At 50.8% G+C, this 16,269-nt stretch carries 14 protein-coding genes; 6 read left to right on the forward strand and 8 right to left on the reverse strand.

What is annotated here, in order from left to right; all coding sequences use genetic code 11:
- Window positions 1-5: 5 nt before the first annotated feature.
- The gene (locus C3Z11_RS11870; protein ID WP_106478169.1) at window positions 6-947 is read right to left on the reverse strand and encodes a histone deacetylase family protein; all 942 of its coding nucleotides are present in this window, start codon (window positions 945-947) and stop codon (window positions 6-8) included.
- A 144-nt stretch (window positions 948-1,091) separates the two neighbouring features.
- Here C3Z11_RS11870 and C3Z11_RS11875 point away from each other — a divergent pair, with 144 nt between their 5' ends.
- Window positions 1,092-3,836: a bifunctional acetate--CoA ligase family protein/GNAT family N-acetyltransferase gene (locus tag C3Z11_RS11875; RefSeq protein WP_106478170.1), complete on the forward strand. Its 2,745-nt coding sequence runs from the start codon at window positions 1,092-1,094 to the stop codon at window positions 3,834-3,836.
- An 88-nt stretch (window positions 3,837-3,924) separates the two neighbouring features.
- On the opposite strand, the gene pdxH is transcribed toward C3Z11_RS11875, so the two are convergent.
- From pdxH to wrbA, 3 genes are all read right to left on the reverse strand, one after another.
- Complete coding sequence (gene pdxH, locus C3Z11_RS11880) at window positions 3,925-4,572, reverse strand: pyridoxamine 5'-phosphate oxidase (protein ID WP_106478528.1); 648 nt, start codon at window positions 4,570-4,572, stop codon at window positions 3,925-3,927.
- A gap of 164 nt (window positions 4,573-4,736) precedes the next feature.
- Entirely contained in the window at window positions 4,737-5,153 is a 417-nt protein-coding gene (locus tag C3Z11_RS11885; RefSeq protein ID WP_262927381.1) for a DUF2069 domain-containing protein, read from the reverse strand.
- Window positions 5,154-5,155: 2 nt separating this feature from the next.
- Window positions 5,156-5,767 carry an NAD(P)H:quinone oxidoreductase gene (wrbA, locus tag C3Z11_RS11890; RefSeq protein ID WP_106478172.1) on the reverse strand — a complete coding sequence of 204 codons (612 nt, stop codon included), beginning with the start codon at window positions 5,765-5,767 and terminating at the stop codon, window positions 5,156-5,158.
- Window positions 5,768-6,029: 262 nt separating this feature from the next.
- Here wrbA and C3Z11_RS11895 point away from each other — a divergent pair, with 262 nt between their 5' ends.
- Window positions 6,030-7,265: a YihY family inner membrane protein gene (locus tag C3Z11_RS11895; protein ID WP_158701037.1), complete on the forward strand. Its 1,236-nt coding sequence runs from the start codon at window positions 6,030-6,032 to the stop codon at window positions 7,263-7,265.
- Window positions 7,266-7,371: 106 nt separating this feature from the next.
- Window positions 7,372-7,968 carry a DNA endonuclease SmrA gene (gene smrA, locus C3Z11_RS11900; protein ID WP_106478174.1) on the forward strand — a complete coding sequence of 199 codons (597 nt, stop codon included), beginning with the start codon at window positions 7,372-7,374 and terminating at the stop codon, window positions 7,966-7,968.
- A 132-nt stretch (window positions 7,969-8,100) separates the two neighbouring features.
- Here the strand turns inward: smrA and metH are convergent, their stop codons facing one another.
- The gene (gene metH / locus C3Z11_RS11905) at window positions 8,101-11,784 is read right to left on the reverse strand and encodes a methionine synthase (protein ID WP_106478175.1); all 3,684 of its coding nucleotides are present in this window, start codon (window positions 11,782-11,784) and stop codon (window positions 8,101-8,103) included.
- Window positions 11,785-11,956: 172 nt separating this feature from the next.
- Here metH and nfuA point away from each other — a divergent pair, with 172 nt between their 5' ends.
- The gene (gene nfuA, locus C3Z11_RS11910; RefSeq protein WP_106478176.1) at window positions 11,957-12,547 is read left to right on the forward strand and encodes a Fe-S biogenesis protein NfuA; all 591 of its coding nucleotides are present in this window, start codon (window positions 11,957-11,959) and stop codon (window positions 12,545-12,547) included.
- Window positions 12,548-12,617: 70 nt separating this feature from the next.
- On the opposite strand, the gene C3Z11_RS11915 is transcribed toward nfuA, so the two are convergent.
- Complete coding sequence (locus tag C3Z11_RS11915) at window positions 12,618-13,583, reverse strand: DNA-binding protein (protein WP_106478177.1); 966 nt, start codon at window positions 13,581-13,583, stop codon at window positions 12,618-12,620.
- A 394-nt stretch (window positions 13,584-13,977) separates the two neighbouring features.
- Here C3Z11_RS11915 and C3Z11_RS11920 point away from each other — a divergent pair, with 394 nt between their 5' ends.
- Window positions 13,978-15,081, forward strand: coding sequence for a tyrosine-type recombinase/integrase (locus C3Z11_RS11920; protein ID WP_262927402.1), 1,104 nt, complete (start codon window positions 13,978-13,980; stop codon window positions 15,079-15,081).
- Between the two features lie 26 nt (window positions 15,082-15,107).
- The gene (locus C3Z11_RS11925) at window positions 15,108-15,518 is read left to right on the forward strand and encodes a SufE family protein (protein ID WP_106478178.1); all 411 of its coding nucleotides are present in this window, start codon (window positions 15,108-15,110) and stop codon (window positions 15,516-15,518) included.
- Here C3Z11_RS11925 and yidD read toward each other — a convergent pair whose 3' ends face one another.
- Both yidD and hisI read right to left on the reverse strand, forming a co-directional pair.
- Window positions 15,519-15,836, reverse strand: a complete 318-nt coding sequence (gene yidD / locus C3Z11_RS11930; RefSeq protein ID WP_106478179.1) for a membrane protein insertion efficiency factor YidD — start codon at window positions 15,834-15,836, stop codon at window positions 15,519-15,521.
- Window positions 15,820-16,269, reverse strand: coding sequence for a phosphoribosyl-AMP cyclohydrolase (hisI, locus tag C3Z11_RS11935; RefSeq protein WP_106478180.1), 450 nt, complete (start codon window positions 16,267-16,269; stop codon window positions 15,820-15,822). Before hisI ends, yidD begins: the two co-directional genes overlap by 17 nt.

Here is a 16,269-nt window from a genome sequence, read left to right on the forward strand (position 1 = left end):
TTGGTTCAATGCAGTCCGATAAGCCCTTTAAGATGAGCCTCGACGCTGCGGCCTAACGCTTCGAGCTGATAACCGCCTTCCAGTACTGACAAAAGGCGTCCCTGGCTGTAAGTACGGGCGATATCAATGGCCAGCTGCGTTGCCCAGAAATAATCGTCTTCGTCCAGATTCAACTCGCCCATGGGATCTTCACGATGTGCATCAAAGCCCGCTGAAATAAAGACGACCTCGGGACGGTGCTGTTGTAATGCCGGCAGCCAGAAGTGCTCTACCGCATGACGGAATTCACGGCTTCCTGCGCCTTGGGCCAAGGGCGTGTTGACGATGTGATCCCAATGCGACTGCAGGTAGCGCCACGGATAAAAATTCGCTTGAAAGCTGGAACACAGCAGTACATCAGGATCATTTTTGAAGATATCGACGGTGCCATTCGCCTGATGTACATCGAAATCAAGGATGGCAACACGCTTCACGCCGTAGACAGCCTTGGCGTGGGCAACCGCAATGGCCACATTATTGTAGAAACAAAATCCCATCGCTTGGGCGCGTTCAGCATGATGACCGGGCGGGCGAACGGCACAGAACACATTATCAGCCTGCTGTCTGAACAGCTGATCAACACCGCGAATGACGGCGCCAGCAGCAACGCGGGCCACCTCCAGACTGGTTTTGTTCATGAAGGTATCATCTCCCACGCAGACAAGATCCTCACTATTAGCTGTGCCTTCTCCGAGCTGGTTATGCAGCATCAGAATATGCGAGTGAGGGTGCACGCGTAGAATCTGTTCTTCACTGGCGATCTGTGCGTCGTACTGCATGGTATGTTGCAGTACGCCGCTCAAGGCCAGTCGGGCCCGGATCGCTTCGAGACGTTGAGGACTCTCTGGATGCCAAGGGCCCATGTAATGTCGCGTGCAGTCAGGATGCGTGATGTAGGAAGTAATCATTGTCTGGAATATCTCGTCACGGTCTGGCTATGCGACCTTATGCCTTGAACATACGCCTTATAGCCACTTGTATAACAGTGGTCTTAGGTCGTAAGACTAGACTCAATGCACGGGATTTGGGCTGTTATCAGTGGGGGAGCTACTGTGGGCACACGTTTTCTGCACCATTTCTTCGAGCCACGCTCGATTGTAGTGATAGGCGGTTCGGAAAAGCCTCATTCGATGGGCGGGATGGTCATCCGCAACCTGATCGACGGTGGTTTTTCAGGCCAGCTTTGGTCAGTCAATCCCAATGACTACGATGCGGTACATGGTTGTCAGAATGTTCAAACCATTGAGGCGCTGCCCGCGAAGCCTGATCTGGCCATCCTCTGCACGCCGCTTGAGGTTATTGCAGAAACAATTTTGCAGTTAGGTCAGTTCGGTGTGCAGGCAGCGATGGTGCTGTCCGGTGGTGCGCAGCTTAATGACGATGACAGTGAGCATTCGCTACGACGCAGGTTGATGCAGGCGGCAATCACTTCCGGTGTACGTGTGCTCGGTCCTGAATGTCTGGGAGTTGCCGTACCTGGGCGTAAGCTAAATGCTACTTATGCCAGCCAGCCCCTCAAGGCAGGCAAGGTCGCTTATCTAGGCCAGTCGGGGATGCTGGGCAATGCCATGATTGATTGGGCCGCCGGCCGCGGTATTGGCTTTTCGCATGTGGTAACGCTGGGAGACAGCATCGATGTCATGCTCCCCGACGTGATTGATTACATTAACCAATACGCACCAAGCCGAGCAATCTTGCTGCATCTTGAACGTATTCACGATGCGATGCATTTCATGACAGCCTTGCGCGAGGCTTCCCGCAACCGTTTGGTACTGGCGATCAAGAGCGGGCGTACGCCGCAATCCGATATCTCCGGGGAACAGCCCACACCGGGGATTGCCAATCGTGACCGAGTCTATGATGCCGCTTTCGCCAGAGCCGGAGTGGTGCGTGTCGATAATTCCGATGAGCTTTATGACGGATTGGAAACGTTGACGCGCATGCGGCCACTGCGTGGCAGCAACCGGTTAGCGATTATCTCCAATGGCCTTGGCCCGGCGTTACTTGCCATCGACAAATTGATCAGCAGCGGCGGGCGGCTTGCCGAATTCAGTGAGGCGACACGCGCCATTCTGGTCGAACACGATTACGACATGAGCCTGCCCGGTCGTAATCCGGTTGACCTGGGTGGGGCAGCTACGCCTGAACGTTTTGTTGAAGCACTACGTATTGTCGCTGCTGATGACAATGTGGATGCCGTGCTGGTCGTCCATGCGCCGACGCGTATGGCGCCTTCAAAAGTGACCGCCGAGGCGATCATTGCGCATCGCAAGGAGATAAAACGCAATCTGTTAACCAGCTGGATGGGGCTTGAAGAGGCACTCTCGGCGCGTCATGAATGCAACCTGGCGGGGATCCCTACTTATCTCACTCCCGAAAAAGCAGTCAAGGCGTTCATGCTGATGGTCGATTATCAGCGGGTCCAGGCGCTATTGCAGGAAACACCTCCAACGCTCTCTTTCGCGACCAATGCTGATATTCGCAAACGTTGCCATGCCTTGATTGAAGATGCCAAACGACGCCAGCGCGACCGTCTTACGCATGAAGAAACAGGATTCGTGCTCAATGCCTATGGCATTGATACGGCGCAAAGCCGCTATGTCAAAACGCCTGAGGAGGGGGCGGCCGTTGCCGACCAGATACACGGCTCGAAGGCTCTGAAGATAGTGCATGAATCCAATAGTCTGCCTTATCAGTATCGCGCTCAGCCTCATCAGTTAACGGCCGGTGTCCTGCAGGATCTCGATACGCCTGAAGATGTCGCTAATGGTATCAAGCATCTACAGAGTGAAACGCGTCATCAGCATCCTGATAGCCAAATTTATAGTTACTGCATCCAGCCGATGCAGCGTGGCAAGCAGTCCTTGCAACTCTGTGCTGGTATCACTCGCGACGCCGTATTCGGTCCGCTTATTGTCTTTGGCCTCGGCGGCTACAAAGTGGATGTGATGAGGGACCGTCAGGTAGCGCTTCCACCATTGAACATGACACTGGCGCGTAATCTCGTCATGCATAGTCATGCGTATTCTCTCATTGAGGAGCATTCCCGCGAGCCCGAAGACGATATTGCGCGGATTTGTCAGTTGCTGGTCAAGCTGTCACAGATGTCATCAGATTTGCCGGAGTTGAAGGGGATCGAGATCAATCCGCTGGTGCTCAATCGAGACAGCCTGATGGCTGTCGACTTTGCCATGGACTTGGGCACGCCAGCGCGCTTTGCCATCATGCCGTACCCTGAAGAGCTACGAGAGTGGATCACGCTGGAGAATGGCATGCACGTCGAGGTGCGCCCCATTCGTGGAGAAGATGCTCCGTTAATCAGTGATTTCCACACCTATTTATCAGAGCAGAGCATCCGTTTTCGCTACTTTCATCACAAGGCGGAGCTGACGAGAAGCGATCTTGCCCTGCTAACGCAGATAAATTATGACAGGCAGATGGCCTTTATTGCCGAGCATACCGATGCACAAGGTAAACGTGAAATGTTGGGGGTCGTGCGGGTATGGAATGATCCGGACAATATTCGCACTGAATTTTCCGTCATTATCCGTGACGATCTTCAAGGGCAGGGGATAGGCAAGGTGCTGATGGAAAAACTGATCCGTTACTGTCGCGGTATCGGTACGCTGGAAATGATAGGTAAAGTAATGATGGACAATCTATCGATGCGTGCCTTAATCAGCCATTTAGGCTTCAGCAGTCGCAATAACATGGAAGAGCAGGTAGTCGATGTATCTCTTCGCTTGAATGAGCCGACAACCCAATGGCAGCGCCTGCGCCTGGAAAGCCAGTCATAAGAGTACCTAGATAAAGCCTTGAACGGATTAAAAAAGCCCGACGAGGATGGCCGAGCTTCTTTTGCACTAAGCGCTGGGTAAACAGCGCTCAAGGTGCAAGGCGAACCCTCTGCCAATGATGCTCGCGTTCATGCCAATGGTAGCGAATACGATCGTGCAAGCGGCTAGGCTGGCCTTGCCAGAATTCGATCATGTCTGGTATGACACTGTAGCCTCCCCAATGGCCGGGTCGTTCAACCTCTTGATCATTATAGGCACGCTCAAAGCGTGCACGGCGATCATCCAGCCATTGGCGATCCGGTATTTCGACACTTTGCTGCGAAATCCAGGCCCCTAGCTGACTATCACGAGGGCGGCTGTGGAAATACTCTTCGGATTGTTCATTGGAAACCTGCTCGACTTTGCCTTCGATACGTACCTGGCGGTGCAATGTTGGCCACCAGAACACCAGCGCCGCACGAGGCATGGTGGCAAGCTCGCTACCCTTGTGGCTCTGATAGTTGGTGTAGAAGACAAAGCCTGACTCATCAAAGCCCTTGAGCAGTACGATACGTGCATGGGGGACGCCGCTGCTATCGGCTGTTGCCAGTGTCATCACAGTGGCATCATCCGGTTCCGCTTCGATGGCTTCTCTTAACCATTCTGAAAAGAGTGGGAAGGGCGTTTCAGGGGTGGTAGCGGTGTCGAGATTAGTACCGGTATAGTCCCGGCGTATACCTGCGATATCCTGACTCATCTCAGTTCCCTCTTTAAGAAGCACATGATCCATCGTCTTGCTCCTCAATGTCTCTAAAACCAATAGACGTTGAGTAGGGCTGGGTTAGGGTGTGTCGACTAATAGGCATCAAACATAAAGGATGATGTCGTGTTCTGCCTGTATATTCTCAATCTTGCTTAGCATCATGGCGTGTTTTTAGTGCTACCCGCTGTTTTTAACTGCCGACGTCGCCAACGTACAAATATCACTGCACATAGAAATAACGCCACTGATGCAAGCATCTCAAACCAGCCAAGCCAGGCATGCTGAGGTAACGATGTAATCACGATGCCTTGAATGAAATAAAGCACACTGATAAATGCAAGCCAGATATAACCTCTGACACGCTCGGTCATCAAGACGGGCAGGAAAAGTGCCAGGGGCAACAATCTGATCAATACCGGCATCAGCTCAGCACCGCCCTGACGATAAATGGCCATACCACTGCTTAAGGCCACGAGGAAAAGAAGGCCGTAGGTTCCCCACGTATAACGCCTAGCTCTACGGGTAACCTCTGGTAGGCCGTATTTCTTTTCAAGTCGATCTAGATAGCTGAACATGATTATTCTTCGCGCAGTGGCTTGAGTGCTTTTGCCAGCTTTGCCAAACGTCGCCCTTGGAAGCGAGCCAGTGCACGTTCATGTTCATCGACAGTACGATCGTTTTTTGGCCCGGCAAAGTGACTGGCACCATAAGGCGTGCCGCCTGATGTTGTGTCGAACAATGCCTTGGCGCTATAAGGGACGCCGGCATAGACCATGCCATGATGAAGCAAGGGGATAAGCATGGTCATCAAGGTGGCTTCCTGACCGCCATGAATACTCGAAGTGGAAGTGAAGGCTGTGGCTGGCTTATTGATAAGCGCGCCGTTCATCCATAGCGAGGATGTTGAGTCGAGGTAATACTTCAAAGCGGCCGCCATGTTGCCAAAACGGGTCGGGCTTCCAATCGCCAACCCCTCACAATCGCGCAGATCATCCAAGGAAGCATAGACCGCGCCTTCTGGCGGAATCTCTGAAGCCACGGCTTCACAGACCGTTGAGACACTGGGCACGGTACGTAACCGTGCGCTGATCCCTGGTACCTCCTCGATGCCCGCAGCTATTTGCTCGGCAAGTTGGCGCGTGGCACCCTGTTGAGAATAATAAAGCACTAGGATATAGGGATCGCTCATGTGATTCCTCGACTTCTGAGTTAATGGCATTTCAGGATACTAACGAGCACCCATGTTATTGAATGAAGAACAGTAACGCGTTCTGCTGGACGAACTAAGCTGGCGATATTCCTATAATCAAGATAGGACCGTTACATTGCCAGCAATGCCAAGGTCTTATATCACATCGAATATTTGGATTATGATACGGCGAACAGGCAAACCGTATCCCACGCCAAGGAACTCGATAAATCAATCGATTAGGGTCATTCTAGAGCGCTTCATGGACAAGCCACAACTTCTGCAGAACATTCAACTGCCTCGTGCTGTCATCGCCATGCGAGAGCTCGTTAAACGCTTCAATAGTCACGATGGGAAACAGACAGCGTCTGCGCTGACCTACACAACCCTTTTCGCTGTGGTGCCTTTGACGACGGTGCTTTATGCCATGCTGGCGGCTATTCCCAATTTTCAGGGGGTAGGTGATCGGTTGCAGCAGTATGTGTTCAGCCAGTTTGTACCTGCTACAGGCGAAACGGTACTCGGTTATCTCAACAGTTTTACCAGCCAGGCGCGAAATCTTACCGTCGTCGGTGTGTTGTTCCTGTTCGTGACATCCGTTCTGATGATGATTACCGTGGAGCGCGCCTTTAACAATATCTGGCGGGTCCCCAACAGTCGTAAGGGTGTGTCCAGTTTTCTATTGTATTGGGCAATGTTGACGCTCGGGCCTATTTTGATTGGTTCCGGATTAGTCTTGTCATCGTATCTTACGTCGTTAACATTTATTAGCAATGCAGCTTCATGGGTGGGCGGTGGCAAGTACTTCTTGCGCTTGGTTCCACCGTTACTGAGCTTCCTGGCGTTTTTGTTTATCTATTTGGCAGTACCCAATTATCGTGTCCAACTGCGACATGCGGCTGCAGGAGCTGCACTGGTGTCGGTTGCATTGGAAATTGCTAAACTGGGCTTTTCGTTATACGTAAGCAATTTTCCCTCTTATCAAGTCATTTATGGCGCATTCGCAGCCGTACCACTTTTTCTGCTATGGATTTATCTATCGTGGGCCATCATTTTATTTGGTGCTGAATTAGCCTCTTGGTTGGGAGAATCCCAGCAGGCCGATTGGCGGCGTTGGCCATGTTTCTGGCAGGCTATCGGCGTACTGTTTCGCCTGCAGGAAGTCCATCTTCAGGGGGGAACATTAACCAGTAAACAGTTAAGACGATTATTGGGAGGACATTATCACTTATTGCTTGATCCGTTAATGAAGGCTGGGTTTGTTGCTCCTGTTAATGATGGAGGCTGGGTATTATCGAGATCGCTTGATAATCTGACATTATGGGAATTTAGCGAACGACTACCATGGCCAATACCTCTCAATGATAAAGTCCCTGATGCTCGTTTTTCCGATATAGCCCGTGTATTGGCAGATGAGCGAGCGAGCCGTAGACAGATTCTTGATTGCCCGTTGGGCGCGTTAACGGTGCCAGTGAATACAGATGTGAAAAATAAATAATGACAGCCGTGGATAATGGCGCGCTATGGTAATAGATGTAAATTGAAATAAGCAGGACCGAGGGAACAGTTGCCCGCCTGACTGCCGACCGGGAGGAGACGTGCCAATGACCTTTGATGAGCGTGAATATCAAATATTTAGCGAAGCGATGGCAGATGTCAGGCCTTTAAGCAAGGGCACCGACAAAGTACTAGCATCCCAGCCACGCAAAGAACCCACTCAAGCCCAACTGGCACGACGTGCAAGCGCCCAAGGAGGCGAGGAGGAGAGTAACTTCCTATCGGATGAATTCGTGGAGTTGTTATCGTCTGATGATCCCATCGAATTTCGTCGCGATGGTATTCAGACCGGGGTTGTCGATAAATTACGCCAGGGGGGGTATCCCGTCGAGTCTCAGCTCAACTTGTTGCGCCGTCCGCTCTCGGAGTGTCGTCGCGAGTTGTTTAAATTCATTCGTGATGCGCACCAGCATGAATTACGTTCGGTGCTAATTGTGCATGGCAGAGGCAAGCGTGATGATAGTCATGCCAATATTGCACGTTCCTACATAGCCAAATGGCTTGGGCAATTTGAGGAAGTACAAGCCTACGCGAGTGCTTTACCTCGCCACGGTGGTGTTGGTGCCACTTATGTGATGTTGCGTAAATCGTTACGAGCGCGTCAACGTAATAGAGAATTGCATCAGAAACGTAACCCTCATTAATAATCAATATGCGACATAAAAAGAGCGGCCTATATGGCCGCTCTTTTTATTAGTGGAATGTAAACTATTTATAATTTATACCGTTATCTTTTAAATTTAAAAAGAGTAGCAATAATGCTACTCCAATAATAATTAATAAGACAAAACCGGTGACAACCAACGTTCAAGTTCAACAATGTCCATATCTTTACGTGCAGCTAAAACCTCAACTTGATCACGCGTGATTTTACCCGTTGAAAAATAACGTGATTGCGGATGAGCAAAATACCATCCCGAAACAGCTGCTGCCGGCCACATGGCGTAGCTATCGGTCAATGTCATACCTGTATTACGCTCTGCCTGAAGTAACTCAAATAGAGCTGCTTTTTCGGTATGATCAGGACAAGCCGGATAGCCAGGAGCAGGGCGGATACCCTGATATTTCTCACTGATCAACCCATCGTTATCTAACTGTTCATCAGCTGCATATCCCCAGTATTCCTTGCGTACACGCTCATGCATACGCTCAGCAAAAGCTTCAGCCAATCGATCAGCCAAAGCTTTTACCATAATGGCATTGTAATCATCACCAGCCTTTTCATATTGCTTGGCAAGTTCATCGGCGCCATGTCCGGTCGTAACAGCGAATCCACCAATCCAATCCGCTTTATTCACAGAGGCAGGCGCTATGAAATCCGCCAGGCTATAACAAATTCCATCTTTATTTTTAGTGCTCTGCTGACGAATATGATGCAACTGCCGAATGACCTGCTGGCGTGAATCATCTGCATAAACTTCAATTACATCATCATCGACTGTATTGGCTGGCCAAATGCCAATCACACCCCGTGCTTGTAGGTGGTTCTCGGTGATAAGTTTATCCAGCATAGCTTGTGCATCAGCGTATAAGTTACGCGCTGCTTCACCCACCACATCATCCTTAAGGATCTTGGGATACTTGCCAGCAAGTTGCCAGCTCATGAAAAACGGCGTCCAATCGATAAGCCCAGCCAGCTCTTTAAGATCATAATCGTCGAACACCTTGATACCAGTAAACGAAGGCGCTGGAGGAGTGTAGGCATCCCAATTGGTCTTGAATCGCCGCTTACGTGCTTCAGCATACGTAATATCCGCGGCCTTGGGGCGGCGCTTGCTGTTACGTTCACGCACCTTTTCGTATTCAGCACGAATCTCACCTACGTATGCGTCGCGTAACCCGGGTGATAACAATCGGCTTACAACGCCGACCGCCCGAGATGCATCCGTCACGTAAACTACTGGATGGGAGTAGTTCGGCTCTATCTTGACCGCCGTATGTGCCTTGGAGGTAGTGGCGCCCCCAATCAGCAGCGGTAAATTAAAGCCTTGTCGTTCCATTTCTTTAGCGACATGTACCATCTCATCAAGCGATGGTGTAATCAGACCGGAAAGGCCAATGACATCGGCCTTTTCCTCTCGTGCTGTTTGTAAAATCTTCTCGGCGGGCACCATGACGCCAAGGTCAACAACATCATAATTATTGCACTGTAGGACAACCCCAACGATATTCTTGCCTATGTCATGCACGTCGCCCTTGACCGTGGCCATAACAATTTTGCCCTTGCTCTGGGCATCACCGCTTTTTTCAGCCTCGATGTAGGGAATCAAGTAAGCCACGGCTTGTTTCATGACCCGCGCTGACTTGACGACTTGAGGAAGGAACATCTTACCGGCGCCGAATAGATCGCCAACGACATTCATTCCATCCATCAGAGGCCCTTCAATAACCTCAATAGGGCGGGCGGCACGTTGCCTGGCGAGTTCAGTATCATCAAGAATATGCGCAGTAATGCCTTTCACCAAGGCATGTTCGATACGCTTTTCGACTTCCCAACTACGCCATTCAAGATCTTCCTTGCGTGCCGTATTGCTGCCATCACCTTTGTATTGCTCGGCAATATCAAGTAAACGTTCAGTGCCATCTTCGCGTCGATTAAGTACAACGTCTTCAACCGCTTCTCGCAGCTCAGCGGGCAAATCATCATAGACGGCAAGCTGACCCGCATTGACAATACCCATTGTCAAACCGGCTTTGATGGCGTGATACAGAAATACGGAATGGATCGCTTCACGCACACCGTTGTTGCCACGAAACGAGAAGGAGACGTTAGACACCCCCCCTGAAATCATCGCATGGGGCAGGTTGTCATGAATCCACTGGGTCGCTTCAATGAAATCGACAGCGTAATTATTGTGCTCTTCAATACCTGTCGCGATAGCGAAGATATTCGGGTCAAAAATGATATCTTCGGCTGGGAAACCAATTTCATCGACCAACAAACGGTAGGCGCGTTCACAGATTTCTGTCTTGCGCTTGAATGTATCGGCCTGACCCACTTCATCAAATGCCATGACTACAATGGCAGCACCAAAGCGGCGACATATCGTCGCTTGCTCACGGAATTTCTCTTCACCTTCTTTCAGTGAAATTGAATTGACGATTGCCTTGCCTTGAATGCACTTGAGTCCCGCCTCGATGATCTCCCATTTGGAGGAGTCGACCATGATCGGCACACGAGAAATGTCAGGCTCAGAGCCTACCAGATTGAGAAAGCGCACCATCGCTTCCTGAGAATCCAGCATGCCTTCATCCATATTGATGTCGATGACCTGAGCACCACTCTCTACTTGCTCAAGTGCTACCTCTAGCGCCGTGGAGTAATCTTCTTCCAGGATCAAGCGCTTGAACCGGGCGGACCCCGTGATGTTGGTGCGCTCACCGACGTTTACAAATAGCGAGTCGGTCGTGATATTGAATGGCTCTAATCCTGAAAGTCGGCAAGCGGGTTCGATGGTTGGTATCTTGCGTGGCGACAGATCAAGCATTGCATTTTTGATCGCGGCGATATGCTCAGGTGTCGTGCCACAGCAGCCGCCAATGATATTGACCAAGCCGCTCTCACCGAACTCGCGAACAATGGCAGCCATTTCTTCGGCAGACTGATCATATTCGCCAAATTCATTGGGCAAGCCGGCATTAGGGTGTGCACTGACATGCGTATTGGCTTTCTTGGACAGTTCTTCAAGATACGGGCGCAGGTCTTCCGCACCTAGCGCGCAATTCAGACCTATCGAAATCGGCTTGGCATGACGTACAGAATTCCAGAACGCTTCAGTAGTCTGGCCGGAAAGGGTACGCCCGGATGCGTCCGTAATCGTACCTGAGATCATGACCGGAAGGCGTTCACTGCGACGTTCAAACAGCACTTCGAGCGCATAAATCGCAGCTTTGGCATTCAAGGTGTCAAAGATTGTCTCGATCAGGATGAGATCGCTACCGCCTTCAATCAGAGCCTCGGCAGATTCGAGGTAATTCTCAACTAGTTCATCGAACGTAATATTACGCTTGGCGGGGTCATTTACATCAGGCGAAAGAGATGCAGTACGGCTGGTGGGCCCCAATACGCCGGCAACAAAGCGCGGTATTCCTGTTTCCTGAGCCACTTCATCACAGGCTTCACGGGCCAGACGTGCCGATTCGCGATTAAGCTCAGGCACCAGCGCTTCCATACCATAGTCAGACTGGGAAAGCCGCGTGCTGTTGAAGGTATTGGTTTCAACAATATCTGCACCAGCCTCAAGATAATCCCGATGCAATGATTTGATGGTGTCGGCCTGAGTCAGACTGAGCAGGTCATTGTTGCCCGTGATTTCACTCGGCCAGTCACTGAACCGCTCACCGCGGAAGTCGCTTTCTCCGAAACGATAGCCTTGGATCATGGTCCCCATGCCACCGTCAAGAATCAGAATACGGTCAGCAAGGGCACGGTTAATGGCGTCGAATTTAGAGGTAGCCATGAGCGACGGCAAACTCCAGCGGTAATAGGTGGAAGAAATTTGTGGGCAAGGATAGTAGCAGAAGCTTGGATATTACGGCAGTAGTTCTTTCCTGAGCAAAACACTCAGGATTGTCTAAAAAGGCGTGAATGGCGTATCATAACGCCAAATATATTGTAATAGAGACCGTATCATGAGCCAGATCATTGAAATTACGGATAGCGCTCAAGAATATCTTGGCGAGCTGTTATCCAAGCAAAGCGTCGAAGGTATCGGCGTACGTGTATTCATTACCCAGCCGGGCACCCCATATGCTGAAACATGCTTGGCCTATTGCCGACCCGGCGAAGAAGAACCTACTGATGAACAGATCGCCCTAGAGAAGTTTACCGTCTACCTAGACAAGAATAGTCTGACCTTTCTTGAAGATGCCGTGGTCGACTTTAATCCCGATCGCATGGGAGGGCAGCTGACTATAAAGGCACCAAATGCCAAGATGCCCAAGGTCAACGCCGATAGTCCGCTGGAAGATCGCATCAACTATATTCTTTATAGCGAAATCAACCCGGGCCTGGCGTCGCACGGCGGCGAGATCAAGCTTATCCAGTTGACTGATGAGAATATCGCCGTATTGCAATTTGGTGGTGGCTGCCAAGGATGTGCGGCAGTTGATCTAACGTTGAAAGATGGCGTCGAACGGACCTTGATGGAACGTATTCCTGAATTGACTGCGGTTCGCGACGTTACCGATCATACTGATACTACCAACGCCTATTATCGGTAAGTGTATACCTCAATGAGAAACGCCCGGTCATTGACTGACCGGGCGTTTTTTATGCCTGAAGGAAACTAATTCAGTATACAAAAGGGGGCATAGGCGTGCGGGAAATCCTTTCCTGCAAAACGCGAAGTTCCGTACGCACTTTCAGAAGTTCTTGCTCGCGTTCAGCCAACTCACCGCTGGTACGCTCCTCACGTCCGCGACTTTCCTGTAGTAACTGCTCTGTTTGCTGCGCCTGCCATGTCAGGTCGCGGTGACGACGCTCTTCTTCCTGCAATGCGCGACGCTGCTCTTCAAGCTGCGCATTGAGCCGGTCAATACGTTCTTCAAGCTGTTCACTACGACGTCGAAACTGCTTCTCTAGTTCCTGCTTTTCCTGACGAGCCGCATCCAAGAGTTGCATCAGTCGATTTTCCGCAGCTTCATGACGGGACTCTTCTTGTGTCAGACGCCTGCGGTTCATCTGCTCGATTTCCTCCATAGCCTGCTGATGCTCTCGATCCAGACGCTCACGCTCCTCGCTTAGCGTTTCGATCTGAGCATCGCGCGTTTCCAGGCGAGCATCGCGCTCTTCAAGGCCATGACGAAGTTGCACAACTTCGCTTTCCAGGCGTGCTAAAGCCGATGTCTTTTCATCCAGACGTGTCTGGGTCTGATCAAAACGCTCACCTAATGCATGCAAACGCTGCTCGGCATCTTCTGCACGCCGCTGAGTCAGACGTGCCTCTTCAAGCGTTTGCTCGACTTTCTCATCCGCCTGATGCCGATAGAAAGCTAGCGCTTCAAATGCCTCATCCTGAGCTTGTTGCCATAGCCCTGCCAAAGCGTCATGTAAGCGCTCGGGAATGGCTTGGGGCAGGGGCGCATCACGATTTTCATCACGTCGTGTACGCCATTCACGCAAATGATCACTGATGGTAGTGAAACTACCTGTACCCAGCACTTCACGGATGCGTTGCACACTGGGTACATCGCCTCGCTGTAAAAGTGTCTCGATCGCGCGCTGCACATCTTCGTACTGCACACCATTACGAGCCATGATATCTCCTTGGGAATATCCCTTGATCCCTAGCGTTGCTGCTTATCATGAAGTGATCGATTCCGTTCTGCATGACTGATTTAAGCGTTTTATACACTACAAGCATAGCGGTAAATACATAAATAATAAAATTTACGTAATATGTAATACGTAATATATTTTATCAAATACATAATAAATTCAAGATTACGCGTCTTATCTTGAATTTTTGCATTATCATAGCCACATAGTAGCCAGGCATTCATGAATGAGCCCGCTAGCGCCAGAACGCTCCGAACAGAAATATGGTGTCAGGATAATGAATGAAGAGGGAGCTTATTCACTCGTCATGACCGGACAAGACGTGGAGGCAACACGCTGGCCAGTGTCAATTCTTGACGTTGACCATCATGAAATGGGCACACCGCTTATAGAGGCGCAGGATGATGTAACTGCCGTACAGCATTGGTTGGCTGAATACCGCGCCAGCCCGCAAACATTGCGCCAATATCGCAAGGAAGCTGAACGCTTATTACTGTGGCTGCGTGAACAAGGGCTTACGCTTGGCGATATGAACCGCCAGCGCGTGGACATTTACGATGAATTTCTTGCCAATCCTCAGCCCAGTGAGCGCTGGGTAGGGCCTTCAAAGCCGCGCCATTCCCCGTTATGGCGACCCTTTCGCTCACCATTATCCGCCTCCAGTCGCCGGCAAACGCTGATTATCCTTCAAGGCATGTTTGCCTGGCTGGTTGAGGCGGGTTGGTTGAAACATAATCCTTTTCGACTGATGCGTGATAAGCGCCGGCGTCTCGATAACCGTCATGAGAGTATTGAGCGCTATCTGGAGCGTCCGTTGTGGAAGTGGCTTTGGCAGCAAAGGCTGGATATCTCATTAATCTCCGAGGCGACACCCCGCCAGCATTATTGTCAGGCACGCCTACGTTTCATTTTCGGTTTCGCCTATCTCTTGGGGCCGCGTATCAGCGAAATGAGTGCTGCGCGAATGAATGATTTTATCAAGCGCGAGGGGCAGTGGTGGTGGCGTGTCATCGGCAAAGGGGGCAAACGCGCCCAGGTGCCATTAACACCTGACATGCAGACGCTGTTACGAGAATGGCGTGCAACCCTGGGGCTCGAAGGGCTACCGCATGAAGATGAAGCGACGCCGGTTATCCGAGCACTTAATGGCGTAAGCGGTCTCAGCGACAACCAGCTCTATCGACTAATAAAAACGGAATTTAGTGAGGCTGCGGATGCTCTTGAAACCACGAGTGACATGCCGGAATTGACTCGTCAGTTGCGGCATGCCTCTCCACACTGGTTACGTCATACTGCCATTACTCACCAGGCCCAATCTGGTGTAGAGCTACGCTATCTAGCCAAAACCGCCCGACATTCCCGCCTCGATACCACTGCTCGATACCTGCATGCCGAAGCCCAAGAGTGGCAACAGCAGCTCACCCGGCATACGTTGATGTCTCAAGATACGGACGAAGAGGGCGAGTCCTCGTTATAATGGCGCGAGATAAATGAGGAGATGTTATGAGTACTCAGGATGCCCAAGCGGAACTGATCGAAGAATTCGAGATTTTCGACAATTGGATGGATCGTTATCAATACATCATCGATATGGGAAAGCAGCTTCCTGCTTTTCCTGATGAGTGGAAGACTTCGGATACTCGGCTACAAGGTTGTCAATCAAATGTCTGGATTCGCCACGAGCGCCAAGGAGAGCTATTGCATTTTGATGCGATATCCGACGCAGCGATCGTGTCCGGATTAATAGCGGTGGTATTGCGTATCTATAATGATCGTTCTGCACAGGAGATCATGGCGACCCAGCCCGATTTCATGGGCAAGCTGGGATTGGACAATCACTTGTCGCCAACCCGCAGCAATGGGCTCCATGCGATGCTTACGCACATTTACCAAACGGCAGAAAGATACGCCTGATCACTTCTTGTCGTCTTGATGGTGACCAGTGCAGCAGTGCGATGATTTGGCGGGAGGCACGGGGTCGACGCCACCCGCGTGAAAAGGGTGGCATTTACCAAGGCGTTTGAGTGTCAGCCAGCTACCACTTAGGGGACCGTGCGTTCGTAACGCCTCGATTGCATAGTACGAGCAGGTTGGCCAAAACCGACAACGGGGCCCAAGCAACGGACTAATGCCATATTGATAGCCTTTGACCACGGCAACCAGCACAGCGGTTGCCGTTTTGGCAATAAACTGAAGACTCCGAGCGCCTAGAGTTTTAATGAGATGAACCATACAGCGCAGCCGGGTCAATCAAAGGCGATGTCACAATGCTAGCGTCATCATTAGTCAGACGCGTATAGAAACAGCTGCGCCGTCCGGTATGACAAGCAGGTCCCTGCTGATCAACCTTCAAGAGTAATGTATCACCATCACAATCGAGAAAGGCATCCTTCAAGCGCTGTATTTGTCCAGAGGATTCACCCTTGCGCCATAATTTTTCGCGTGAACGTGACCAGTAGCAGACTTGACCGTTACTCAGCGTTTCACTCAGCGCTTCACGATTCATCCACGCCATCATTAATACTTCGCCGCTATCGTACTGCTGTGCGATAGCCGGCACTAATCCATCATTATTCCATGGCATAGCATCGAGTACGTGCTGAAGCGAAGTTGAATGGCCTATTGCTGCAGCCTCCAGCGTTTTAAAGAAAGATCGGGAACTCAT

The sequence above is a fragment of the Phytohalomonas tamaricis genome (genome assembly GCF_003012345.1).
Taxonomy (GTDB): domain Bacteria; phylum Pseudomonadota; class Gammaproteobacteria; order Pseudomonadales; family Halomonadaceae; genus Phytohalomonas; species Phytohalomonas tamaricis.

Bases quoted from the DNA above. Each gene is read 5' to 3' on its own strand.
- nfuA (WP_106478176.1), top strand. From the start codon at position 11,957: ATGAGCCAGATCATTGAAATTACGGATAGCGCTCAAGAATATCTTGGC.
- C3Z11_RS11895 (WP_158701037.1), top strand. From the start codon at position 6,030: ATGGACAAGCCACAACTTCTGCAGAACATTCAACTGCCTCGTGCTGTC.
- C3Z11_RS11920 (WP_262927402.1), top strand. From the start codon at position 13,978: ATGGGCACACCGCTTATAGAGGCGCAGGATGATGTAACTGCCGTACAG.
- C3Z11_RS11915 (WP_106478177.1), bottom strand. From the start codon at position 13,583: ATGGCTCGTAATGGTGTGCAGTACGAAGATGTGCAGCGCGCGATCGAG.
- C3Z11_RS11885 (WP_262927381.1), bottom strand. From the start codon at position 5,153: ATGTTCAGCTATCTAGATCGACTTGAAAAGAAATACGGCCTACCAGAG.
- C3Z11_RS11925 (WP_106478178.1), top strand. From the start codon at position 15,108: ATGAGTACTCAGGATGCCCAAGCGGAACTGATCGAAGAATTCGAGATT.
- pdxH (WP_106478528.1), bottom strand. From the start codon at position 4,572: ATGAGTCAGGATATCGCAGGTATACGCCGGGACTATACCGGTACTAAT.
- wrbA (WP_106478172.1), bottom strand. From the start codon at position 5,767: ATGAGCGATCCCTATATCCTAGTGCTTTATTATTCTCAACAGGGTGCC.
- C3Z11_RS11870 (WP_106478169.1), bottom strand. From the start codon at position 947: ATGATTACTTCCTACATCACGCATCCTGACTGCACGCGACATTACATG.
- hisI (WP_106478180.1), bottom strand. From the start codon at position 16,269: ATGAGTTCCCGATCTTTCTTTAAAACGCTGGAGGCTGCAGCAATAGGC.
- yidD (WP_106478179.1), bottom strand. From the start codon at position 15,836: ATGGTTCATCTCATTAAAACTCTAGGCGCTCGGAGTCTTCAGTTTATT.
- metH (WP_106478175.1), bottom strand. From the start codon at position 11,784: ATGGCTACCTCTAAATTCGACGCCATTAACCGTGCCCTTGCTGACCGT.
- smrA (WP_106478174.1), top strand. From the start codon at position 7,372: ATGACCTTTGATGAGCGTGAATATCAAATATTTAGCGAAGCGATGGCA.